This window comes from Polynucleobacter sp. MG-5-Ahmo-C2 (assembly GCF_018687735.1).
Classification (GTDB): Bacteria; Pseudomonadota; Gammaproteobacteria; order Burkholderiales; family Burkholderiaceae; genus Polynucleobacter.
Window position 1 is genome coordinate 1,088,797 of record NZ_CP061304.1, and the last position, 23,105, is coordinate 1,111,901.

Below are 23,105 nucleotides of genomic sequence, written 5' to 3' on the forward strand. Positions count from 1 at the left end.
ATCAAGGAAATTCATGAGTTCAAATATAGATTTGGTGGATATTAAAACCATTTTTACACCTGGATTAGAAGATCCAGATGTTAAGAAAATTCCTAAAAGATTTTTTTCAACCTGGAAAACAAGTTTAATAAATTCAGAGCAAGCTTCCTATTTGAAGCAATTTCGCGAGCTGCATCCAGAATTCACATTTGAATTTTATGATGATGACGCGATGGATCAATACATGATTGATTATTGGCGCGATCACCCAATTTTTGAGGTGTATAAGAATTCTGTATATGGAGCATCTAAAGCAGATATATGGAGATATTGCATTCTTTACCACAAAGGAGGGATATATTTAGACTTTGACTCAGCAATCCTATTTGATATGAATTCTATTCCAGAAAATAATAGAGAACTAATTAGCTTTGAAAGCAACAAGCTAGATTTATTCGTTACTGATGAAAGTCTTCCGAATTTCGAATTTTTTAAAATCAGGAATTTTAAAAAAGATGAATTGAGCCATGCAGAATATCCAGTACTTCAATGGTGCTTAATTTTCTCTAAAGGCCATAGGATTTTAGAAATAGCTATTAATAATATAGTTGAACAATCCAGTTTTTATATAAATAAAGTATTTACATCGGCGCACAATGCAATTATTAACTTTACAGCTCCTATACAACTAACAAATGCCGTTTGGAAATACGTAGAGGAAGGGAATCAAGTTAATCAGCTCGGCATTGATTTTAATGGGCTGGCAGCTTTTAAGCACCTAGATAACAATACTTCATACACTCAAGACTCATCAAACTCATATCATAAAAAAGAAAATGTCCAAATCCTGAAAGATTCAGTGAGATTAAATGTGGGCTGTGGCAATAATATTCTCAAGGGATACAAAAATATTGACATGTACCAATATTCACCCGAAGTGATACTTATGGACATTAGGCAGCTAAGTCTTCCCGAAAATTCCGTTGATGAAATTTATGCAAAGGATGTAATTGAGCACATGGGTCTTCCTGACGCAATAAAGACTTTGCACCACTGGGGAAAATTAATCAAAACAGGTGGGAAATTGATAATTCAAACTACCTCATTTGAATTGATGGCGGAGGCTTACAGAGTTGGTAAATTGTCAATGTCGGACCTCAACTACTTGATGTTTGCAGGGGTAAATTGGGCCGAAGGACGCTCAGACTGGTGCTCCGAAAAAGTTACAGAACATGACTGGCATAAATCTATCTATACAAAAGAGTTGATAAGTCAAATATTAACCAAGAATAACTTTGAAGTGCAATACGTTTTTTTTGACGACATCGAAACACTAAGTGGAGAGGCATTTTTAGGAAATATAAGTCATGGCCTAAACATACGAATTAGAGCAGTTAAGCTTTAATTCCATTTCCAAGCATGTAAGATACCAATAAAACAGTTTTTTACAAAAAAAAATGGTTGTGCATAAAACCGAATGCAGAAAAGGCTAATTAGCTTAAGCATAGATAACGCACAGTCTGCGAAAAAAACTGCCCACAACATCACTGCTATGGTGAGTAAAAAATAGAGAGCTAAGACACTAAACTTTCAGCCATTATTTATTGATCAACTCCTCGACCACTTTTCTAGACTGCGGGTGACCATAATTGGTATACAAATGATACCTAGGCTGAACATAGATATCCGAAATATTATTGGGAACATCATTAAACAAATAGTCAAAATCTTTCTTGATAAAGAAAGCATTTGCACCCGTATGAGAATTGCAACAAATTAATTTATACCCATGTCGCTCAAACATTTCGACAAAATTTGTAAGGGCGGCACCAAAATAATCATCCCCGGACCAATGATGATCTGGGTCGTAAGTAATTTGAAACTTTGCAGGAGGTATAAACTTTGCATTGTATTCAACTACGCAAAGTTTTGGAATTAAACCGCTAGATAGCAACCTATCAACCAAAAAAATATCATTTCCATCTAAATCTAGGGAAAGAACATCAACATTTTCTATGCTTAAAGACTGCAATCCTAAATTTGTAAGATCAATAATATTATCCAGCGTTATCCAATTTTTAATGTAATGGAATTTTGTTGCCTTGCTGTAATCAAAAGCAAGATCCTCACCTCCGACCCAAAACCCACTCCAGCCTAGCGCAGTTAATATTAAAGTGTTATTTTGGAGGCCGTCTCCCACACCAAATTCAGCAAAAGTACCAGCTGATAAGCCAAGTCGCCGAATGATTTCAATAGTAATACCGTCCTCATCTGCCTGAGAAAAACATTTTTTTCCGTATGCATTCAGGGGGTTCGGATGAGAGTCCTGAAGCTGGGTAGTTTGAAAGTGAAGCATCAGATCTTTCAACTGAGTCAAACTTTGTAGTGCACCATTTTGAATTTGTGCTGAAGCAAGAAGATTTTGCTGAAGATTTTCAACACGAGCCTCTAAATTTTTAAATGTATTTTCATCCATACTTAAAGCCTTAAAGGTTAAGTTAATTTAAGCGAAAGCATTACTGCGAGCGATCTAATATGAATCATGGCAGACATAATCTCGAAATTCATCCATAGTCATTGGATCCATCAATAAAGGCTGCGTTTGGTTGATGATGGCGCCCCAGTAGCGAGTAAATAGCTTGGCATAATTAAATTTCATGACATTCATCTGCCTCGCTATATTTTCTATATTTTCCCGATGACACTCTGACCAATCCTCAATGAGGATTACAGGTAGATCGCTAAATATTTCAGCAAAAACTGATCGTTTTACAATTGGAATGCAACCCAAAAGCATAGCCTCCCAAGTTCGATGACAATCAATACCAGCGCCCTCAGGGCTTATCACAAACATACAATTTGCCTGCCTTTGCCATGTGCTCAGTCTTGGTAACCGGTTAGCCTCATAAAAACAAAATTCTTTTTGAATTTTTTCGAAACAGTCCTTACGATCTCCACGATCTACTGCAAATTGCCAGTTGCAATACCCAACAGTAAATCTACTAAATGTTTTTGGTGCATTCGAAAATACATTTATTAATGCCCTTTCTTGAGCAAGGGGTGATTGCTTCGTTAAGCCCCATAAGCCTGGGATTTCATGCATGGTGTGATAATCCATTCCTATTGGAATAGGGCTCAGTTTTGGGTGAATTACATTTAAATTTTGAGCAAACCAATGATTTAACAGAGGGCTTTCTATGATGTTAGAAATTGACTTACTATTTAAAAATTCGTGGTTGATACAAAGATCACTATCGCCACTAACTAAATTAAATCTATTCTTAACATTTTTTAAATAATTATTTGAAAAATTCTCTAGAGCATCTGTGCATATATATATAGCCTCCAGTTGATCAGAATTTAATAACAGGTCGATATCAATATTGGGACTACTAGAACGCGGTTGCGCATTGTGATATGTAGTGGATCGTAAAATCCCCCTACTAGACACGAAATAATTTATATTTTCCATAAATAATTAAGAGTTATTAAAATAATAGGTTCAACAAAATGCTGTCTTGTATTATTTGTATCTTATAGAAAATACTACACTCTTCTTATTTTAAAAGGGGGAACTAAGTAAGCAACTCCGAAATCATGCCTCTAAACGCCGATGGCTGAGGAATGATTCCAGCATTTGCCCCGTTGATCATTGCCGGAAGAATATACATTACGCCATCTTGGCTTTTAATACCGGCATGAAAATGTACATGCTCACACGTTTGCCATTTAACATAACCAGCACCACCATCCCCTAAGGAAATAATTTTTGTTTTAGAGCCAAGATAAGGATTAGGATTATTCAAAACATACTTCATCTTATAAATACCCATACCTCCAAATGCGGAGTTAACTTGCATAGGCTCATCAACTTCTGCAATAGAAAAAATTTTCTTAGCCAATGTTTCTGCATAGGCCACATCATCAGAGCACTTGTTTTGCGAGGCATAGTTCAAAGCCTCCTCCCAAACATCACCAGGACACCTGGTCTCATGCCGAAGGGCCCACATGTCATAGTAGGTCCCTATTTGGTTTGCAAAGGCTGCAGCCCTATTTGGAGATGCGCTTAAAAATTTGAGTGCATTTAAAACTGCCTGCTTATCAATAGGGTACGATCCAGCCTCGTCCATGTCTAATACAATAAAGTAATCAAAATCTTTAAACTGGCCATGATATTTAAGAGCTTCAATATAAGCATTGCGGGCTATTTCCAACCTAACAGTACGAGCCTGAATTTTCTTTAGTCCATCAAAATTAATTAATTGGAAATTAGATTTATTACTGCCCCACTCTTCAAGAATCTGCCTTGTAGCATCAGTAGAGTCATTTTCAATAAAAATATAGCCTGCCTCTGAAAATAACTCTGAAATATTATCAATATTCTGCAAAACTGAGTTTAAATGCTCAGCACAATTTTGTACGGCCCCAGCAAAAACAACCTTTGGACGTATTTTGTTAGCTTCCAAATTTACTGGTAATTCAGTTTTAGGTATTGACAATAGATTTGACTTATCGTGTGAGGTGATAATGTTTACAAGTTTTTTTAACATGAGAGTATTTATTTAAAAAGCTATGAAGGATTGCCAATTTTCTTAATCACACTAGCCAACTTTTTAGCATACTCAGGGTCAGTTGCATACCCCGCCTTTGCCATTGCATCTGCATAGCTGTTGATGTTGCTGAGATTGTTGAGGACATTTTGGTAGCGGGGATTATTTGAAATCATATTGGCAAAGTCCTTGAAGGAGTCTGCATAAGAATCATAGGCTCTAAATTTTTCAACTCTTTGCTGCTTTTCACCATTGATATATTCAGTAGTTAGAGCAGAAACAGTCTTACCGGTCCAATTCCCACTTGCCTTAATACCAAATAGATTATTACTCGGGGTTCCATCAGCACCTTTAATTTCTTTTTTGCCCCAACCTGTTTCTAATGCAGCTTGGCCCAACATAAAGTTTGCTGGCAGCCCAGTTGCGTTACTGGCTTGCTGTGCATAGCTGGCCATTTTGTTCGTAAATGAGCTAACGGTTTCTTTAACCGCATTTCCTACAGAAGAAGCCATCGCATCACCTGCATCCTCTAGCGTATTAAAGAGCTTGGATACCTTATCCATAAATGATGGGCTAGCCTTAGAACCACCATACATGGATGCAGCTGAGGTATAGGCAGCCACTTTTGAGCTGGTATTAGGATCAAATCGATTAAGGCCCAGTGCTTTAGAACTAATCGGCTCATCCCCTGGTTTGAGTGGATCGTTTTGAATGCCTGCAGCTTTAGTAAGCTGTTTAACTAATACATCTGCCAATCCAATGCCTTTGCCTGAAGCCAGTTTTTGACTTAACTGCTGGTCAAACATGGACGTATAGAGTTTATTTTGCTCAGTATTAAAGACCCCATCCTGTGGGCTAGCTTCTCGCATACTTTTGAGCATCATATTGATAAAGATCGATTCAAATTGCTTTGCAACGCCCTTAATGGCTTCAGGCGAGTTCTCCTTAGCAGATTTTTTTAACCCAGAAAGGCTATTGGCATCTAATGCCAGTTGATTACTAGCATCAAAAGCCGATATAGAGTTGCTAGGCAATGCCATAATGTTCTTACTTAAATAATCTCAAGTTCAGCACGCAATGAGCCAGCCGCTTTGATGGCCTGCAAGATCGCAACCAAGTCTTGTGGTGTGGCGCCAACAGCATTAAGCCCGCGAACTACATCTGATAAGGATGCACCACCAGCCAATTGAATCACGTTGCCTGGATCTTGGTTTAAGCTCACCTGCGATACCTTCGCCTCAACAGTATTGCCTGTATTAGAGAATGCGCTTGGCTGACTAATCACTGGTGTTGTACTGATCACGACCGTCAAGTTACCATGGGCTACTGCGCAGTTCTCTAGCTCAACCGTTTGATTGAGCACAATCGATCCTGTTCTCGCATTGAGAATGACCTTTGCCTCACCCTTAGCAGGAATAACATCAATACTTTCTAAAGCAGCCAAAAATTGGACGCGATTACCGTTTTCTACGGTATTCGGGTCAATCTGAATCACTCTAGAGTCTTGAGCAAAAGCAATCGGCTTGCCGAAACGCTTATTAATTGCTGCAGTCACAATACTGGCAGTAGAAAAGTCGGAGCTTCTCAGCTCAAGACTAACCATCTCCATGCCCAGTAAATTACTTGGAATAGTTCTTTCAACGGTAGCCCCCGCAGAAATACGGCCTGCATTGAGCTGGTTAATGGTTGCCGAGCTACCATTAGCAGAGGCACTTGCACCTCCAATCACCACGTTACCCTGAGACATCGCATAAACCTGTCCGTCAGCACCTTTTAAAGGTGTTAATAAAAGAGTGCCGCCACGAAGTGTTTTAGCGTTACCCATCGCTGAAACCGTGACATCTAAATTTTGACCAATTTGCGCAAATGGTGGCAAGTTGGCAGTCACGATTACCGCAGCAACGTTCTTTAACTGAATTTGTGAATACGTGCCGGGGGGTAAAGTGACGCCCAAGGATTGCAACATATTCAAAGTACTTTGGAGCGTGAATGGGGTTTGGGTGGTTTGGTCACCCGTACCATCTAAACCTACTACCAAGCCATAACCAATTAATTGGTTACTACGAACGCCCTGAATATTGGCTAAATCTTTAATTCGCTCTGCATGTGCAGAAGGGGCAACTATACCCGCTAAAACACCAGCGCAGACTAACAGAAACACCGCTAGGCTTTTTTGCCATTGAGGAGTTTTATCTGCTCGAAATAGTGAAAAACGATGGGTTCTGTTGATCAATAACATAAGCATTTAGAAAGGCATCATAGTTTTGAAAAAACGGGTTAATGAACTCGCCATATAAGCACTATCCATAGTGTTATTCGTGCGGTACTCAATACGTGCATCCGCTACCGTACTAGAATCTACTGTGTTATTTACAGTAATCATTTTTGGATTTACGATTCCCGAGAATCGGATAAACTGCGCACCTTCATCAAAGCCAATTTGCTTCTCACCCGCTACTGTCAAATAACCGCTGGGTGATACTTCGAGCACTGTTGCCGCAATACTTCCGGTGAAGGAATTATCCTGCTGACCCCCGCCTTTATTCTCATTGGAGAGATCGTTGGCCCAAGTCCAGGTTGGACTAACTGTATTACCAAACTGATCTTGCGCAGTAGCGGTAGACGAAGAAGTTTTGGACGACAAATTGTTAAGAGTTGTTTTGGATGATGTACTTTCGCTGACGATTACAGTGACGATATCCCCAACGGCTCGAGCACGATTACCCTCAAAGATGGGACGGTAGTTAGCAGTGCTATAAATAGTTCCAGGCGCAGCTTGTCCAGAATATAGACGAGTAGATCCTGGCCCTGGATTTTGAGTAATCGTTGAAGGCGTTACAGCACAAGCTCCTAAGATCGATAGCGCCGAGACGGCGCTCACAAGCTTGAGGGCTGAGTTAAAAGGGATATTTAACGGTAAGCGCATTTGTATTAGCCGCCTAATTGCGCTAGGCGTTGCAACATCTGATCTGATGTTGTAATCGCTTTGCTATTAATTTCATAGGCGCGTTGGGTCTGGATCATATTGACCATCTCTTCAACAACGTTTACGTTTGAGGTTTCAATAAAACCCTGTACCAAGACACCAGTGCCATTAGCACCAGGGTTCGATGGGTTTGGCGTGCCAGAGGCAGCCGTTTCTGCATAAAGGTTCTCGCCTTTAGCACTCAAACCTGCTGGGTTAATAAAGGTTGCCAACTGAATTTGGCCAACTTGGGTTTGTGCAACCGTATTTGGCAAAGTCACAGAAACTACACCGTCAGCTGCAACCGTTACTGTTTGGGCAGTTGCTGGAATCGTAATTGGGGGCTGGACTGTATAACCACTGGAAGTAACCAATTGACCGGTGCTATTAATCTGAAAGCTACCATCACGGGTGTACTGCGTCGTGCCATCTGGCATCAAGACTTGGTAAAAGCCGCTGCCGTTAATCGCAATATCAGTGTTGTTACTCGTTTGCTGTAAGTTGCCTTGGGTAAAAATGCGCTCAGTAGCAACAGGCTTTACACCAGTGCCAATTTGCATACCAGAAGGCAGCTGCGTTTGCTGTGATGACTGCGCACCAGGCTGGCGAAGAGTTTGATATAGCAAATCCTCAAATACCGCACGTGACTTTTTAAAGCCAGAAGTACTGACGTTCGCCAAGTTATTGGAGATTACGTCCATTTGGGTTTGTTGTGCTTCTAGGCCGGTTTTTGAAATCCAGAGCGAGCGTATCATCTTGTTTCCTTTAATTTAGGTGCATCTTGACACATAAAGTATTAACTTAAATTGTAGAGTTGAGCGGCATGTTGGTCGCTATTCTCAGCATTCTTCATGAGCTGCATTTGAATATCAAAACTCCGTGCCAAAGAAATCATATTGACCATGCTATGAATGACGCTGACATTACTGTCTTCTAAGGCACCATTGACAACCTTGACTGTAGGATCTGCTACAAAACCGGCACCAGAGGAAGATTTAAATAGGCCATCGTCACCGCGCACTAAGCTTTTTTCATCAGGATTCGAAAGCTTAATGACATCAATTGGGGTCGAAGGACCGCCACTGATTGCAGGATCAACACTTGAGATCGTGCCATCAGCACCAATCGAAATATTGACGTTTGGAGGAATCGTAATTGGGCCACCACCGCCTAATACATTGCGCCCACCAGCCGTTTGCAAAATACCATTCTCACTAATCTTGAATGAGCCGTTACGTGTCAAACCCTCTGATCCATCGGGGCGTTGCACACTAAACCAACCCTTACCTTCAATCGCCACATCCAGAGTACGGCCAGTTTGTTTAATGGCGCCAGGAGAAAAGTCTGTTCCACCAGAGGCGTTCACCACAAAGGAGCGTGTATCTAGGCTGCCACCTTGAATCGGTACAGATAAAAATGCATCGATCTGCGCCTTAAATCCAGTGGTAGATACATTCGCCAGATTATTGGAGTTCGTTGCTTGCTGGTCCAAGATATGTTGGGCCCCAGTCATTGCGGTATAAATTACACGATCCATATATGCTCCTTAGTCTCTATCTCTGTTATTCTCGTTTATTGGTCTTAGCCGTTCATACCAATGAGGGTTTGATAGATTTGATTTTCAATTTTGACCACTTGAGCGCTTGCCTGATAGGCCTGTTGAGCAGCCAATAAAGCCACCATATCAGTGGTTTGATTAACGTTGGAATCTTCTAAAGCCGAGCCAACAATGGTGCCCCTGCCTAGCGTATTAGCTGCCGCAATGACTGGCACACCCGATTTATCGGTTTCCATCCAGGTATCGTTACCAACCTGCTTAAGACCAGTATTACTTGGGATCATTGCAATACCAATTTGCGCCAAAGTGGCAGTACTACCGTCACTATAAGAACCAATAATGTTGCCTTCTTCATCAATCGACATTGAATTTAAATAACCAGTATCCGTACCAGCTGTTGTGGTTTCTACAATAGGATCTGAACCGGTTAAAAAACCTGATGCACTAACAGTAATAGTGGGTTGCGCACCATAACCGGTATAAGTTACGGCAATTGCGGCGTTTGCGGCGTTTGCTTGAGTAGCTGCAGATAGCTGCATGCCCAAATAAGTATCTGGCACGGTGCCAGTAGTGGTATCAAAATCACCCAAAACGCCGGCAAAAATTCCGCTCGTGAGCGCTGGATTTGCTGTGCCACCATCCGCCACATCAGATGCAGAGCGCGCAGCAATCGTCGTTGGAGTGTCGCCAGCATATAAACCAGTAAATATGGCGGCAACCTCTTCAGCAGTAAGCGTTGAACCATCTGTATTGGTATACGTCAAGCCACCAAATGTAACAGTGCCATAGGGTGACAATGATGAAGTGAAAGCAACAGTATCAATTTGATAAGTTTGCGTTGAAGTAGGACTAGTATCGTCAGGGGAAACCGGCAACAAAATAGCAGTGCCTGAACTATCGAGAACTTTATAGCCTGAACCATTTACCAAATACCCAGTACTATTTTCTGTAAATTGGCCGTTACGGGTGTATACCGTATTACCAAAAACTGGATCTATTAATGCAAACATCCCTTGACCACTAATGGCCGCATTTAAGGGGGTCGTATTAGTCGTGATTGGGCCTTGTGTAAAGGATTGCGTCACATTCGATGCAAGTACCCCGCCTCCTGTTTGCGTAGACATTCCGGAGTTTGCTGAATTCAAATGCGATGCCAGAACGTTCGTAAAATCGACGCTCGCAGACTTATAGCCAACTGTAGCGCTATTGGCAATATTTTTACCCAATACGCTCAATTGCTCAGAGGCAGCATTTAATCCACTTAATCCTTCTATGAGTGACATATGAATCCTTTAATGTTGAATAGTTGTTTTCTGTGCAATTAACGAATCTGAGCTACGTTAGATATATTGGTAGTCGTGTTGTTATCCAACATGATTTGTGTATTAGTTTTAGCCGTTGGATTCAGAATTCCGGTGACGTTAGCTACTGTTAATCCTGGTGGATTTACGTTCTTACCAGCAATGCTGGCAGCTAACTGAAATTGATATGGTCCATCCGGCAATTGATTGCCATTGATATCTTTACCATCCCAAGCTAATGGCACTGTGCCTGCAGGTTGCGGGCCTAAGGTAATCACATCCACGGACTGACCAGCACCATTCAATACATTGACCTTCAAAGAAGATGCAGGCGCATCTAACTGCACACCAAAATTAGCCTGTCCTTTGGATAAATTGAGCGCGTTTCCAGGAACGAGAACGCTCTTACCAACCAGACTAGATGCTTGATAGGCCTGACTCGATTGCATTTGCGTTAAGAGAGAATTCATAGAGCCATTAAGCTTGTTAACGCCTTCTACCGTAGAGATCTGCGCCATCTGACTAGTCATCTCTGCACTCTTCATTGGGTCAGTAGGATCTTGATATTTCATTTGCGCAACCAGCAAAGTCATAAACTGATCCTGAATCTGCGCAGCAGAACTAGCGGTTGCATTCAAGGCGGCATTGGCGCTACCACTTAACGCTGCGTTTTTTACGTTATTGCTCGCGCTGTTATTTACTGCATTATTTTGTATTGTGCTCATATTGAATTCCTATTAGTTTTGACCAATGGTTAATGTTCTTTGCAACATTGACTTTGCAGCGTTCATTGTTTCAACGTTGTTTTGATATGAGCGTGAGGTTGAAATCATGTTCACCATCTCTTGTGTTGCATTGACGTTTGGCATTGCCACAAAACCATCTTTGTCTGCCAGTGGATTTGCTGGATCGTGCACCATACGCGGAGGCAATTGATCTTCAATTACCTTATTCACTTTGACGCCTTGATGGCCAGATGTACCAACTGGGGTTGCCTCAAACACAACCTGCTTGGCTTTGTAAGGTTGACCGTTAGCGCTCGTAGCACTATCCACGTTGGCCAAGTTACTGGCGACTGTATTTAAACGTTGAGACTGCGCACTCATCGCCGAACTAGAAATATTAAAAACGTTTTGTAAAGAGGCCATTTGAATTTACCGTTCTATCTAAATACAATTAATTAGGATGTAGGACTGAGTGCTGCGTTCATGTCTTTAATTTGGGCGTTAAGCATCGTAATATTCGCTTCGTAATGAATCGCGTTATCTACGAAGGCAGTTCTTTCTACCTCGCCATCAACCGAGTTTCCGTCCACACTTCCTTGAATCAAGGGGCGATACAGTAAATCGGCCTCATTAATGCCGCCACTACCCCCAGGGATATGTTTCGCATGGCTAGTGGAAAGCGACATATTCCCGTTTGAGCTAGCCGCTGCATTATTAGCAGCACCAGCAATATTGGCCTCTAAGGCTTTTTTAAGAGAAGCGGCAAAGTCGATATCCCGCGCTTTATAGTTCGGGGTATCCGCGTTGGCGATATTGGCCGCTAAAATTTCTTGGCGTTGAGCCCTCACCCGCAGGGCAGTTGCGTTAAAATCAAAGAGCGCGTCTAATTTATCCATTTATTTCTCCAATTTCCCTAAAGAAATCCTCAAGTCAGCCGTAATAGGTTCTGAAGCATTGCAAATACCTATTAATGGCATTTTCACTAATGTAATTTGCTGCCCTCTTACTTGATTTGCCAATAAAAGGGGGAATAGTTCGGCTAATTGAGGCATTGACTTGCCCCCAAAATCCTAAAATCATGTTTTCGCCATCCTTTTGGACTGGAATTAAGCATGCATTCCTTAAATGAAACGCCTTTAGAATTCAAAAAAAGCACTAAAAAGCCCTTTTTTGGGTCTTTTTTGCTGGGTTTTGAGACTCTCGTGATTGGCATGATTGCCAGCGTTTTGATCTCTTTTCTGGTGCTATACCCCAAAATTAGCTGGGCTCAGGCGCAAACTCCCGCCTTTCAGAGCCTAAAAGTCATTAATCAGAAGGTAAAAGACTTTTTGATGACCCAAAGCGCAGGCTCACCTGGCAAACCAGAAATTACGGTGACCCCTATGGAAGAAGGTACCCAACTGACTTATTGCCCTTCTCCTGAAGCCTTTTTCCCACCCAACAGTGCCGCCTGGGGCAGAACCACCGTAGGTGTGCGCTGTGGCCAACCCAAGCCTTGGACGGTTTACATCCAGGCCAATGTCAGCATCATTGCCAACTATGTTGTCGCTGGAAACCCCATTGGCCAAGGGCAAACGATTAGTGCCAACGACTTGCAGCTTCAAAAAGGTGATTTAACCATCCTACCAAACGGTATTTTTACTGAATTTAATGGGGTAATTGGCCAAACCGCCAGAATGTCCTTAGTAGCTGGCACCGTCCTGAAAAAAGAAATGCTCAAAATGCCCATCCTTATTCAAAAGGGACAATCTGTGAGAGTTTCCAGCAGCGGTAAGGGGTTTGCTATTAGTACTGATGGTCAGGCCCTAAATGAAGCTGCCGAAGGCGAGTTGGTCAAAGTAAAGGTTATTAATGGCAGTGTTGTCACCGGGGTCGTCAAAAAAGATGGTCAAGTTGAAGTAGGCGGTAGTAAAAATTAAGCTTTAAAGGCAATTAAATTGGGGAAACATTAAAGTAAAGGAATATGGAACCGTAAAAGAAGGTGTCGAGTTGGAGTTTGATGAGCAGCATCCAAGATAGAATGAAATCAAACGACTAGCAGAACAATGATTACTGAAAATATATTTTTTACCCAATTAAAGCCAGAGTGAACCTATGAAAATTAACGACAACCTGAAGACCGGACTAAATACTGCAGTTGAAAAGCCAGCTGCCAGTGAGGGTGAATCTACTTCTGCCGTTACATCTAACTCTGGCGTAGCCCCTTCACCAGCACAAATTACGACCCTGTCTAATCAATTGCAGGCATTACAAGCATTGCAAGAAAACTTGGGCACTAGCTCTATGTTTGATGCTAAAAAAGTAGATGCGATTCGCGCTGAAATTGAAAGCGGTCAATTTTCTGTTGATGCTGGCAAAGTAGCCGATGGCATGATTAAAGATGCTGTTGCCTTTTTCAAACCTAAATAAGCTGATAGGTAAGTAAATGCTGAGTTAGATCCCTCATCATTTACTTCATCACGCCATCCTTAATACCAGCGATCTGTCATGACTATAGCTAAATCTAACTTAGTCAATACCTTTACAGGTTATGTAAAGGACTTAAACTCCAAAATAAAAACGATCAAATCAGAAATAGCGAGCGGTCAAAATACGCTCACTTCTGACCAGCAAGCCACTGTTACGAGCTTGTCTGCAACCATCAAAAGTTATAGTACGCCACAGGCCAGCATCACTGCCGCACAAAATACTATTGGAGTTGCGCAGAAAGCCATTGCCTCTATTTTGCCAATCATGAATCAGATGCAACGACTTGCCGCACAAGCATCGGATTCATCTATTGGCTCAGCAGATAGCATGAATATGAATTTTCGTTTTCAACAATTGTTTACAGAAATCGGAAAGTTGGCTACTAGTGCAGGACTCAATGGCACCAATCTACTGAGCGGCACCTCTGGTATGAATGTCATCACCGGTACCGACAAAACTGCTGCCTCACGATCTTTTGTTAATAGCCTTAATATTTACGGCATGATGACAATGGGTCTCTTAAGCAATATAAAAGTTGATTCACCAACCAATGCACAATCTGCTATGAGCGCTCTTCAAAGTGCCTTAGCCCAGATTAATAATGGACAGGCTGCACTCAAGCTAACATCCACTAGATTGGCCACACAAGCTACAAAACTTACCGGCCTGGCAAGTGATTCCCAAAAAACAATTGATTCGTTGCAAAAGGCAGATGTAGTGAAGTTGAATGCACAATTGATTCAACTACAAAACCAGCAAGCTGTCGACTACCAACTCATTAGCCAGCTCGACCCAACGGCCTACAAGACCCTAAAGCTCTTGAGCCTGACATCCTAGTCTTTTTATTTAACTTTTTAATACGCTAAATATTTAAAGTTAAATAAACAAGATTCAAGTTTTACAAAATCCCGCCGTTAAAGAAATCATAGAACGAATACTTCTGCGGAAGTATTTAAATGAGCTAACGTCATAGTTAGCGCAGAGCTCTGTTGATGTGGTCTAAGTACTACGCACTGATGCTTTTTCGTAAGTTGGTTTGGTTTATGCATGGTGCATGAACAAACCGTTTATCGCAATTATTTTGATTGCGTAAATTTAACTCAAGGAAAAGAATCATGTTTACATTTAGCCCATTGCAAATCACTTTAGCATCTGCTGTATCAAGTGTTCAACAACAAATTATTGACACACAAAACCAATTAAGTTCTGGAAAGCGAAGCTTAAATGCGGGTGAGTCCGGGATAGTAACGCGCTTATCTTCTCAAGCTGCATCATACGATACTGCAGTAAAGAATATCACTGCCGCAAAGAACGTTATCTCAGTTGGCCAATCTGCATTGGCATCTATGGCAGCAATTGTCCAGACGATGGAATCCTTGGCAACACAAGCAAGTTCTGCTGGAACGAATGGCGGCACAGATATAGATAGCATGGACACCACATTTACAAATCTATATACACAATTAACAACTATTGCAAATGCAGCTTCGGTTAACGGCAACTCAGTCCTCCAGAGTTTAACAACTGGAACCGATCTAAAAGTTACGTATGACGATACAGCAACTATCCGGTCACTAATTCCTCAGCAAGACATTTTAGGTTTATCCTCAAGTGCAACTAGTGGCCTAGAATACTATGCCGCCCTAAAAATAGCTGACACTTGGGATGGCACAACTTTATTAGGAGGCGCGCTTGGAACAGATGCTGCGACATGTTTAACCCAATTAAAGTCGTTTATGAGTGACATTTCTACAGCCCAAGGTAATTTGACAGCCTACAGCGCAACTATGGACGCCTTGTCTTCTAGTGCATCTAGCATTTCGCAGGGACTAAATTCTACAGTTGATAACATTCAAAATGTAGATTCAACCGCCCTTCAAGCAAAACTTCAGTCACTCAACAACCAACAAAGTATTGATTACTACCTTGTTAGCCAGATGAATACTGAAAGTGCTGCAATTTTGGCAATTTTTAGATAAGTTTCTCTCTAAACTAAGAAAAGCCAGGTTTTTCCTGGCTTTTTTTATGCTTTGAATATGGTGACAACCCCCTAGTATTCGTTTATCTCAATGTAATTCTGAAAGGAATTTGATATGAATAACGCAATTACTGGCTTGGCATCAACCTTGTCAACCGCTGTGAACGATGCTCAAAAAACCATTGTAGGCATCCATGAGCAGTTAGCCTCAGGGAAGAAAACCTTGAATCCGGCTGAAAATGGGGTAATTACCCGTTTAAGCGCTCAATCGTCAGGTTACGGTGCCATTGTACAAAATATCGTGGCTGCTAGAAATGTGATTAATGTAGCGCAGAGTGGCCTTACTTCGATTGCTGGAATCATTACTCAAATGAAAAACTTAGCAACCCAGGCTGCCAGCGTGGGATTGAAAGATTCAGACAGAGAAAGCTTGGATGTAACTTTTGCTAATATGAAAGACCAAATCGATAATTTGGCTACTAGCGCTTCTGTGAATGGCAATAATCTTCTGGGCACTGAAGATCTTACTGTCCGCACAGATATTGATGGAACCGGTACTCCTACAACCACAATTTCAGCTGCCAGCATTAGTGCCATAGTAACTGCAATGGCGGATCTCACCATCGCCACCTCTGATGATGCAGGCACAGCTATGGCAAGCCTCACAACCCAGTTGGAGACTGTTTCTACTGCTCAGTCTAATTTAAGCGCGTCTGATGGAGCTTTAGTTGCCCAACAGACAAATGCTCAAACATTGAGTGACGGACTTGCTAAGGTAGTAGACACAATTCAAAATGTGGATTCCACTAAATTACAGGCTTTGTTGCAAAATATGAATACTCAACAAAGTATTGACTACTACCTTGTCAGCCAGATGAATACTGAAGCTGCAGCAGTGTTGACTATTTTTAGATAAGTTATGATGAACGCTTAAGGACTTAAGCTAAAAGGTATTGTTTTATGTTTAATTCGCGCAATGCCATCAACACATATGTGGCGATCGATAACAACCAGCAGGGTGCTAGTTTTGAAAAAAGGTGGTTCGAGTCCGTCTTGATGATGATTAATCGAGTGATGAATAATGAATTCAACGCCGTTGAAACGCATAAAAAGCTACTTGAAATATGCGAAGGCCTTCAGTGGGTTCAAGAAAACCTCAATGAAAAGCTGAATTCACAACATCGGACTCTACTCAAAAATATCTACGGAACCAATATACAGATCCTAAATGGGGCAATGAAAACTGGAAATTTAGAGTATCTGCCACTGGTTGCAAAATCCATCCAGATCATTTTGGAGCCATATAGCAAAACTAATCCAGCAACTTAGTCATCGAGAGGTTACCGAAAAACTCTAGAATCGGTTGATTGAGCCCCCTCTCATGAGATTCGGCACTACTTCAACGTGAGACTCATGACCAAAGATAGCTATAAGTACAGTCAAATACCTACAAAAGCACCTAAATCAACTAATAGAATTAAAGATTAGAAATACTGGGCCGTAAATAAGAGTACAAGGGGTCATCTCTACTAACATTTCAGGGCAGCATTATGACAGCAAGCATAATCACAAATCTTTCAAGTCTGAGTAGCTACTCGGGCTCTAGGATTTCGAGTAGCGATATTACCGCCTTAGCGACGAGTACTGCCCTATTACAAACTCTTTCCGCCGCTCAAGTCACTAATATTTCAACAACTGCTTTGGCTGCTGCCACATCAGTTGTCCTAAGTAATCTAACAACCGCACAAGTAGCATCGTTGTCCTCGGCACAAATTGCGAGTCTATCAACAACTGCATTTACAAATCTTTCAAGCACCTCTGTAGCAGCCTTAACAGCTACTGAATTAAATACTATTGCACTTAGAACATCAGTATTGCAAAGTCTCAGCAGCACAGGTATTCAAAATCTATCTACTGACATATTTGGCTCGCTTAACTCTGTCACTCTAAACAGTCTTACAAGTACCCAACTTTCAAAATTAAATGCGGCTGGATTTGCCAACTTAAACTCTGCTGCAGTTGCTGGTTTGAGCTCTACGACCTTAAATGCACTGTCTAGCGCAGCGATTGCAGCGCTCAGCACATCCGGTATTAGCAGTATCTCTACTGCTGCCATTGCTGGTTTGAGCTCTACTAATGCTGGCGCTTTAAGTGGCAGCGTGATTGCGAAGCTAAGCTCTAGCCAGTTAACTAATGTAACAACCAATGCCTTTGCAGCCTTGGGTACTACTTTGACTGGTAACTTAAACTCTGCTGCAGTTGCTGGTTTGAGCTCTACGACCTTAAATGCACTGTCTAGCGCAGCGATTGCAGCGCTCAGCACATCCGGTATTAGCAGTATCTCTACTGCTGCCATTGCTGGACTTACTTCAGCGAAGGCCGGTGCATTAAGTGCTAGTGCTATCGCTCAATTGAGCTCTAGCCAGTTAAGCAATTTGACAACCAATGCCTTTGCAGCCTTGGGTACTTCATTTTTCTAGCCTGAACTCTTCAGCAGTTGCTGGTTTGAGCTCTACGACCTTAAATGCACTGTCTAGCACAGCGATTGCAGCGCTAGCCTACAGAGGTATTAGCAGCATCTCTACTGCTGCCATTGCTGGTTTGAGCTCTACTAATGCTGGCGCTTTAAGTGCTAGTGCTATCGCTCAATTGAGCTCTAGCCAGTTAAGCAATTTGACAACCAATGCCTTTGCAGCCTTGGGTACTACTTTGACTGGTAACTTAAACTCTGCTGCAGTTGCTGGTTTGAGCTCTACGACCTTAAATGCACTGTCTAGCGCAGCGATTGCAGCGCTCAGCACATCCGGTATTAGCAGTATCTCTACTGCTGCCATTGCTGGTTTGAGCTCTACTAATGCTGGCGCTTTAAGTGCTAGTGCTATCGCTCAATTGAGCTATGGTCAATTAAATGCTTTGAGCACTATTACTATTGCTAACTTGACAAGTTCAAGCATCGCTAGCATATCAACATCGGGCCTTGCTGGAATGACAACAGCAAATATTTCCAAGTTAAGTAGCGCACAATTTGCTGGGCTTACCGTTGCTCAACTTAGCTCAATGACTACATCTGGACTTGCTGCATTAAGTTCTGCAGGAGTCCTGACCTTAACAAGTACACAAACGGCAGGACTTACAGATAGTCAGTACGAAGCTCTAATGATTAGATAAGGGCTTGCTAAATTACTGTATTTATTAAATCAGCCAAATCATTAGCATAAACTTTTGATTTGGCTGACCAGTAATCTATCACAACCTCTTGGTGTAAATGCTCTCTCAGTACAGCTCTTTTTTCATCATTAAGAGCTAGCTCTAGGGCTATTTCATAGTAGCCATCATACGAAACTGCAGATAGCCCCCCCAAAGATAGATCTGAAAGCATGCTTGAGCATACGCGGGAGGCAAAAGATTCGCCACGCATAGTTACGACTGGAAGACCTGCGAATAAAGCATCGCTACAAGTGGTATGCCCGTTATAAGGGAAGGTATCCAAAAATAAATCTGCTAGGCAGTATCTTGCCAAATGCTCATCAATACTGGGAACACGTTTTGCAAAAATAATACGGCTAGCATCAATAGACTTAGAAGCATAAGCAATTAAATTTTTCTTTGCTGTCTCATTCAGATCCATCAACCACAAACAACTCTCCCTTACCTCTTGTAATAGCTTGATCCAAACCTCAAAGATTTGTGGCGTGATTTTATAGTTGTGATTAAAGCAACAAAAGACAAGGCCCTCCTCAGGCAATCCATACTGAGCTCTAGTTGCCATTTTTTCTGGTTGCTTGATATTGTCATCTCTAGGCAGATAACATTGCGGTAAATACAGTAATTTTTCAGTATAAGAGGCCGCGTAAACAGGGGGAGCGGTATTTTCATCGGCGATTAGATAATCAATATAGGGCAATCCCAAAGTGCCCGGGTAGCCCAAATAAGTCATTTGAATAGGGGCCGCCCTATGGGATAGCACACCTAATCGGCAGTCCGCTGTGTACCCCGATAAATCAATTAAAACATCGATTTCAAGTAAGTCAACTAATTGAGCAATCTCAGAATCAGTCTTTACAGCACAATTGAAAAAATGATCGAAGCTAGCGGCATAGCGCTGATAAATCACGCTGCCATCTTTTGTGCCAGTGAAAAAACCCGTTAATTCAAATTTTTGTCTATCAAATTTTTCGATTGCCCCAATCAAAAGATATCCAACAGGGTGCTCTCGAAAATCACCTGATATAAAACCAATTCTTTTTTTATGATGCGCGTATTTTTTACCTACGTTCATTGGCTTTAAATTCGGTGGAAATTTATGCTGACCGAATATAGTGGCACATTTTCTAGCCAGCTCTACTGAGCCTGTAAGAGCCATAAAACTCAGTGGATTGCATACTTTCCGACCTTGATCTACCCCTTGAACAATGGCAGCACAAATAGAGTCAAAATTTTCCCAATCACAAATATGTAACTTTGAATCCATCAATCGCCCTAACGCATATGGAGCATCTTGATCAATATTTAAAAGATTTAAAAAAACCTGTGCAGCCCTCTCGTACTCCTTAAATTGAGAAAATAAAATACCTTGACCTTCATACGCCACTGTATCCAAAGGGTTAATCTCTGCAGCCTGAATGAGAGTCAGCAATGCATCCTTATGCCTGCCAAGAGTTTGTAATACGCATGCTTTATTGTGATAAACACCCGACTGTGTCGGATCGAGCCGGACGGCTTGATCATAAAAAACAAGAGCATCCTCAAGGCGGCCAAGATCATGCAAGCACTTACCAAGCACCGAGAAGCCTAACCCAACATTGGGATAGATCTGAGTTAAAACTGTAAAGTATTCTAAGGCTTGCGGTAATTCACCTTGAAAGGTTTTGGCAACTCCAAGAGAGTGTAATGCAACATAATTATTAGGTTCTACTGATAATGATTCCAACAAGTAAGGCTCTGATTCAACATACTTTCCCTCATTCTGCAAAGACAATGCTATCTCATTTAGTTCTTCATAACGATTTTTCTGCTCGGACATAATTTAACCTTGAAACAAATATGAGATGCAAATACGCTGATTATCTAAATTTCAGCATGGCTTTACTAGCTTCCAGACCCCGCTCAAGAATGAACTGATAAGGAGCGGCCATGGTTGGCAGCATCAACATGATGACAAAAAATCCGACCGTCAAAGTAATCGGAAAGCCAATACCAAAAATATTAAGTTGGGGGGATGATCTAGTCAATATACCTAAGGCTATATTGGTAATCAGCAAGGTAGCAACGACTGGCAAGGAGAGTTGCAAGCCAATACTAAAGAGCTTTGCGCCCCAGCTTGCAATCATCATGCCATCAATCAGATGGGGCTCTAGGGTTACGGGAAAACTATAAAAACTATCCAATAATGCCGCAATCATCATCAAGTGGCCATTCATACTCAGAAAGACTAACAAAGCCAAGATACCCATTAGCTGGCTAATCACAATCGTACTACCTCTAGATTCTGGATCATAAGTCGTTGCGAAACCAAAACCCATGGTCATACCGCAAACCTGCCCTGCCATCTCAATGCCACTAAAAATAATTTGCACCATAAAACCAATCGCCAATCCAATTACTAACTGCTCAGCAACGACTAAGAGTCCGCCAAGCGAAAGCAAATCTACCGCAGGCATAGGAGGGGCAGCTGGGGCAATAATGATTGCTAATAAAATCCCCATCGCTACTTTGATGGGCATAGCAATCGCGAGATTGCCAAAAAATGGAGCGATAGAAACAAAACCTAAAATTCTGATGGCTGGTAGAAGGATGCTGACTACCCAGGCCTGAATCAGATCACTGTTGAGGGTTAGCATGTTGTGTTTTTATTTATGTTTTCAGCTGGGATTTTTTTGATCAGCCCATTAATAGAGAGAAATTGCTAAACATCCCTCTCATATAAGAGACTAGAACAGTAATCATCCAGGGCCCAACTATCAGCAGCGTGGCGAGAATCGCTAGCAACTTCGGAATGAAAGACAGGGTTGCCTCGTTAATCTGGGTGGCTGCCTGAAAAATAGAGACTATTAAACCAACCACTAAGGCCACGATTAATAGTGGTGCCGCAACCATTAAGGTTGTTTCCATGGCCAATCGGCCGATGTTCATGACTGATTCCGGGGTCACGATCGTTCCTTAAGAAGCAAAACTGGCTGCTAAAGAGCCTAGTAAAAGTTGCCAGCCATCTACCAATACAAATAGCATGAGTTTGAACGGTAATGAAATAATCGCCGGCGAGACCATCATCATTCCCATGGCCATCAACACACTTGCAACCACCATATCAATAATTAAGAAGGGAATAAAAATACTGAAGCCGATCTGAAAGCCCGTCTTAAGCTCGCTGGTCATAAAGCTAGGCACCAAAACACTCATTGGAATGTCATCTGGAGTAGCCACTTTCTTGCCCGACATATTTAAGAACAAAGCAAGATCAGTTTCCCGGGTTTGCTTGAGCATGAACTCTCTAATCGGAACCGAACCTTTATCTAAAGCCTGCTGCATGGTGATCTTGTTTTCATTGAGTGGCTGATACGCCTCGTTATAAACGCGATCAAACACTGGACCCATAACAAAGAAGGTCAAAAATAAGGCCAAGCCCAACAAAATTTGGTTTGGCGGGGTTGCTTGCGCACCGATTGCCTGACGCAATAGCGAGAGCACAATAATGATGCGAGTAAAACTGGTCATCATCAATAAAAGCGTTGGCAAAAAAGATAACGAAGTCAGCAAAATCAGAGTCTGTAGACTCAAGCTGTAATTTTGACTGCCACCAGGACCAGCAGAGCTAGTCAAAACATTCAACGATGAATTATTCGCTGCATAACTTGGAATCGTATAGAAAATACAAGCTAAAGCAAAGCCCATGCACAAAGCCCAAAATAGAGTCTTAGCATTGAGAGTGACGGACTTCAATTCTGTTAGATCATTCATTGCCATCACCTACTTTTAAGATTTTTCGCAAAAAACGCTTCACATTCTCTTTATGAAATTTGGCAGAATTGGTTTGAGGTCTAAAACTACTTTGCATCTTGCGTGAATCTTCTTGATCTGGAGTGGCAGCAAATGATTGCTCTTCATCAAATTCAGATCTGAATTTAAAACGGGGCTCGGGTTGGTGTTGCTCACGAACACCACGCTTAGTGGCTGGTGCTGGCTCATCTTCATAGAATGGAGCATCTTCGTAGCCTTCACTAAAATCGAGGTCTGCAACCTTGAAATTCGCCAGACTATTCACCTGCCCCGAGGCTACTCCTACAACCACCCAATTGCCACCGATTTCAACCACAACCACCCGCTCACGCGGGCCTACACTCACACCGCCAACTATTTTAGCCACAGATTGGTTGCCAATCTTGGCATGATTGAGTTTTTTCATCGCCCAAGCTAAACCTGCAATTAGCCCCAACACCAAGAGCAAGCCAAAAATCACTCGAAAAGGGCCGCCGTCTGATTCTGGAACACGCGTGATCTGAGCGACAGCCACTTCAGCAAAGAAGAAACTTCCCAGCATTACTAAGTTACGTGTTCTAAGGAGAGTCATCGTGCTATTTTCT

General features: G+C 41.9%; 26 protein-coding genes. 9 read left to right on the plus strand and 17 right to left on the minus strand.

The genetic code is table 11. The features are described 5' to 3' along the window. Positions 1-13: 13 nt before the first annotated feature. Positions 14-1,384 carry a glycosyltransferase gene (locus tag C2740_RS05660; RefSeq protein ID WP_215292151.1) on the plus strand — a complete coding sequence of 457 codons (1,371 nt, stop codon included), beginning with the start codon at positions 14-16 and terminating at the stop codon, positions 1,382-1,384. A 192-nt stretch (positions 1,385-1,576) separates the two neighbouring features. Here C2740_RS05660 and C2740_RS05665 read toward each other — a convergent pair whose 3' ends face one another. The 12 genes from C2740_RS05665 to flgB all read right to left on the minus strand — a co-directional run bounded on the left by C2740_RS05665 (position 1,577) and on the right by flgB (position 11,974). Further along, entirely contained in the window at positions 1,577-2,455 is an 879-nt protein-coding gene (locus C2740_RS05665; protein ID WP_215292153.1) for a hypothetical protein, read from the minus strand. A 54-nt stretch (positions 2,456-2,509) separates the two neighbouring features. Continuing rightward, positions 2,510-3,451 carry a hypothetical protein gene (locus C2740_RS05670; RefSeq protein WP_215292155.1) on the minus strand — a complete coding sequence of 314 codons (942 nt, stop codon included), beginning with the start codon at positions 3,449-3,451 and terminating at the stop codon, positions 2,510-2,512. A 103-nt stretch (positions 3,452-3,554) separates the two neighbouring features. Beyond that, positions 3,555-4,529: a hypothetical protein gene (locus C2740_RS05675; protein ID WP_215292157.1), complete on the minus strand. Its 975-nt coding sequence runs from the start codon at positions 4,527-4,529 to the stop codon at positions 3,555-3,557. Positions 4,530-4,549: 20 nt separating this feature from the next. Then, complete coding sequence (gene flgJ / locus C2740_RS05680) at positions 4,550-5,569, minus strand: flagellar assembly peptidoglycan hydrolase FlgJ (RefSeq protein WP_215292159.1); 1,020 nt, start codon at positions 5,567-5,569, stop codon at positions 4,550-4,552. An 11-nt stretch (positions 5,570-5,580) separates the two neighbouring features. After that, positions 5,581-6,690 (minus strand): flagellar basal body P-ring protein FlgI, encoded by a 1,110-nt coding sequence (locus C2740_RS05685; RefSeq protein ID WP_371818564.1) that lies wholly within the window; start codon positions 6,688-6,690, stop codon positions 5,581-5,583. An 84-nt stretch (positions 6,691-6,774) separates the two neighbouring features. Then, entirely contained in the window at positions 6,775-7,455 is a 681-nt protein-coding gene (locus C2740_RS05690) for a flagellar basal body L-ring protein FlgH (protein ID WP_215292163.1), read from the minus strand. Positions 7,456-7,460: 5 nt separating this feature from the next. Continuing rightward, positions 7,461-8,249, minus strand: coding sequence for a flagellar basal-body rod protein FlgG (gene flgG, locus C2740_RS05695; RefSeq protein WP_215292165.1), 789 nt, complete (start codon positions 8,247-8,249; stop codon positions 7,461-7,463). Between the two features lie 41 nt (positions 8,250-8,290). Beyond that, the gene (gene flgF / locus C2740_RS05700) at positions 8,291-9,031 is read right to left on the minus strand and encodes a flagellar basal-body rod protein FlgF (RefSeq protein ID WP_215292167.1); all 741 of its coding nucleotides are present in this window, start codon (positions 9,029-9,031) and stop codon (positions 8,291-8,293) included. A 44-nt stretch (positions 9,032-9,075) separates the two neighbouring features. After that, positions 9,076-10,335 (minus strand): flagellar hook-basal body complex protein, encoded by a 1,260-nt coding sequence (locus C2740_RS05705; protein WP_215292169.1) that lies wholly within the window; start codon positions 10,333-10,335, stop codon positions 9,076-9,078. Between the two features lie 38 nt (positions 10,336-10,373). Beyond that, the gene (locus tag C2740_RS05710; RefSeq protein WP_215292170.1) at positions 10,374-11,078 is read right to left on the minus strand and encodes a flagellar hook assembly protein FlgD; all 705 of its coding nucleotides are present in this window, start codon (positions 11,076-11,078) and stop codon (positions 10,374-10,376) included. 12 nt (positions 11,079-11,090) lie between these two features. Further along, the gene (flgC, locus tag C2740_RS05715; RefSeq protein ID WP_215292172.1) at positions 11,091-11,501 is read right to left on the minus strand and encodes a flagellar basal body rod protein FlgC; all 411 of its coding nucleotides are present in this window, start codon (positions 11,499-11,501) and stop codon (positions 11,091-11,093) included. A 32-nt stretch (positions 11,502-11,533) separates the two neighbouring features. Beyond that, the gene (gene flgB, locus C2740_RS05720; protein WP_215292173.1) at positions 11,534-11,974 is read right to left on the minus strand and encodes a flagellar basal body rod protein FlgB; all 441 of its coding nucleotides are present in this window, start codon (positions 11,972-11,974) and stop codon (positions 11,534-11,536) included. 216 nt (positions 11,975-12,190) lie between these two features. On the opposite strand from flgB, the gene flgA reads away from it, so the two are divergent. The 8 genes from flgA to C2740_RS05760 all read left to right on the plus strand — a co-directional run bounded on the left by flgA (position 12,191) and on the right by C2740_RS05760 (position 18,693). Continuing rightward, entirely contained in the window at positions 12,191-12,997 is an 807-nt protein-coding gene (flgA, locus tag C2740_RS05725; protein ID WP_215292175.1) for a flagellar basal body P-ring formation chaperone FlgA, read from the plus strand. 175 nt (positions 12,998-13,172) lie between these two features. Continuing rightward, the gene (gene flgM, locus C2740_RS05730) at positions 13,173-13,487 is read left to right on the plus strand and encodes a flagellar biosynthesis anti-sigma factor FlgM (RefSeq protein ID WP_215292177.1); all 315 of its coding nucleotides are present in this window, start codon (positions 13,173-13,175) and stop codon (positions 13,485-13,487) included. 78 nt (positions 13,488-13,565) lie between these two features. After that, on the plus strand, positions 13,566-14,384 hold the full coding sequence (locus C2740_RS05735) for a hypothetical protein (protein ID WP_215292179.1): 819 nt from the start codon (positions 13,566-13,568) through the stop codon (positions 14,382-14,384). Positions 14,385-14,662: 278 nt separating this feature from the next. Beyond that, positions 14,663-15,526, plus strand: a complete 864-nt coding sequence (locus C2740_RS05740; RefSeq protein ID WP_215292181.1) for a flagellin — start codon at positions 14,663-14,665, stop codon at positions 15,524-15,526. A 114-nt stretch (positions 15,527-15,640) separates the two neighbouring features. Then, positions 15,641-16,441: a flagellin gene (locus C2740_RS05745; RefSeq protein ID WP_215292183.1), complete on the plus strand. Its 801-nt coding sequence runs from the start codon at positions 15,641-15,643 to the stop codon at positions 16,439-16,441. A 44-nt stretch (positions 16,442-16,485) separates the two neighbouring features. Continuing rightward, positions 16,486-16,854, plus strand: coding sequence for a hypothetical protein (locus tag C2740_RS05750; RefSeq protein WP_215292185.1), 369 nt, complete (start codon positions 16,486-16,488; stop codon positions 16,852-16,854). Between the two features lie 221 nt (positions 16,855-17,075). After that, positions 17,076-18,005 carry a hypothetical protein gene (locus C2740_RS05755; RefSeq protein WP_215292187.1) on the plus strand — a complete coding sequence of 310 codons (930 nt, stop codon included), beginning with the start codon at positions 17,076-17,078 and terminating at the stop codon, positions 18,003-18,005. Next, positions 17,971-18,693: a hypothetical protein gene (locus C2740_RS05760; protein WP_215292189.1), complete on the plus strand. Its 723-nt coding sequence runs from the start codon at positions 17,971-17,973 to the stop codon at positions 18,691-18,693. Before C2740_RS05755 ends, C2740_RS05760 begins: the two co-directional genes overlap by 35 nt. Before the next feature lie 7 nt (positions 18,694-18,700). Here the strand turns inward: C2740_RS05760 and C2740_RS05765 are convergent, their stop codons facing one another. The 5 genes from C2740_RS05765 to fliO are packed head-to-tail and all read right to left on the minus strand — an operon-like array spanning position 18,701 to position 23,092. Then, the gene (locus tag C2740_RS05765; RefSeq protein ID WP_215292191.1) at positions 18,701-20,548 is read right to left on the minus strand and encodes a tetratricopeptide repeat protein; all 1,848 of its coding nucleotides are present in this window, start codon (positions 20,546-20,548) and stop codon (positions 18,701-18,703) included. Positions 20,549-20,588: 40 nt separating this feature from the next. Next, entirely contained in the window at positions 20,589-21,365 is a 777-nt protein-coding gene (fliR, locus tag C2740_RS05770) for a flagellar biosynthetic protein FliR (protein ID WP_215292200.1), read from the minus strand. Positions 21,366-21,405: 40 nt separating this feature from the next. After that, positions 21,406-21,675 (minus strand): flagellar biosynthesis protein FliQ, encoded by a 270-nt coding sequence (gene fliQ / locus C2740_RS05775; RefSeq protein WP_256440741.1) that lies wholly within the window; start codon positions 21,673-21,675, stop codon positions 21,406-21,408. A 9-nt stretch (positions 21,676-21,684) separates the two neighbouring features. Then, the gene (fliP, locus tag C2740_RS05780; protein WP_305849416.1) at positions 21,685-22,482 is read right to left on the minus strand and encodes a flagellar type III secretion system pore protein FliP; all 798 of its coding nucleotides are present in this window, start codon (positions 22,480-22,482) and stop codon (positions 21,685-21,687) included. Continuing rightward, the gene (fliO, locus tag C2740_RS05785; RefSeq protein WP_215292204.1) at positions 22,475-23,092 is read right to left on the minus strand and encodes a flagellar biosynthetic protein FliO; all 618 of its coding nucleotides are present in this window, start codon (positions 23,090-23,092) and stop codon (positions 22,475-22,477) included. Before fliO ends, fliP begins: the two co-directional genes overlap by 8 nt. Between the last annotated feature and the right edge of the window lie 13 nt (positions 23,093-23,105).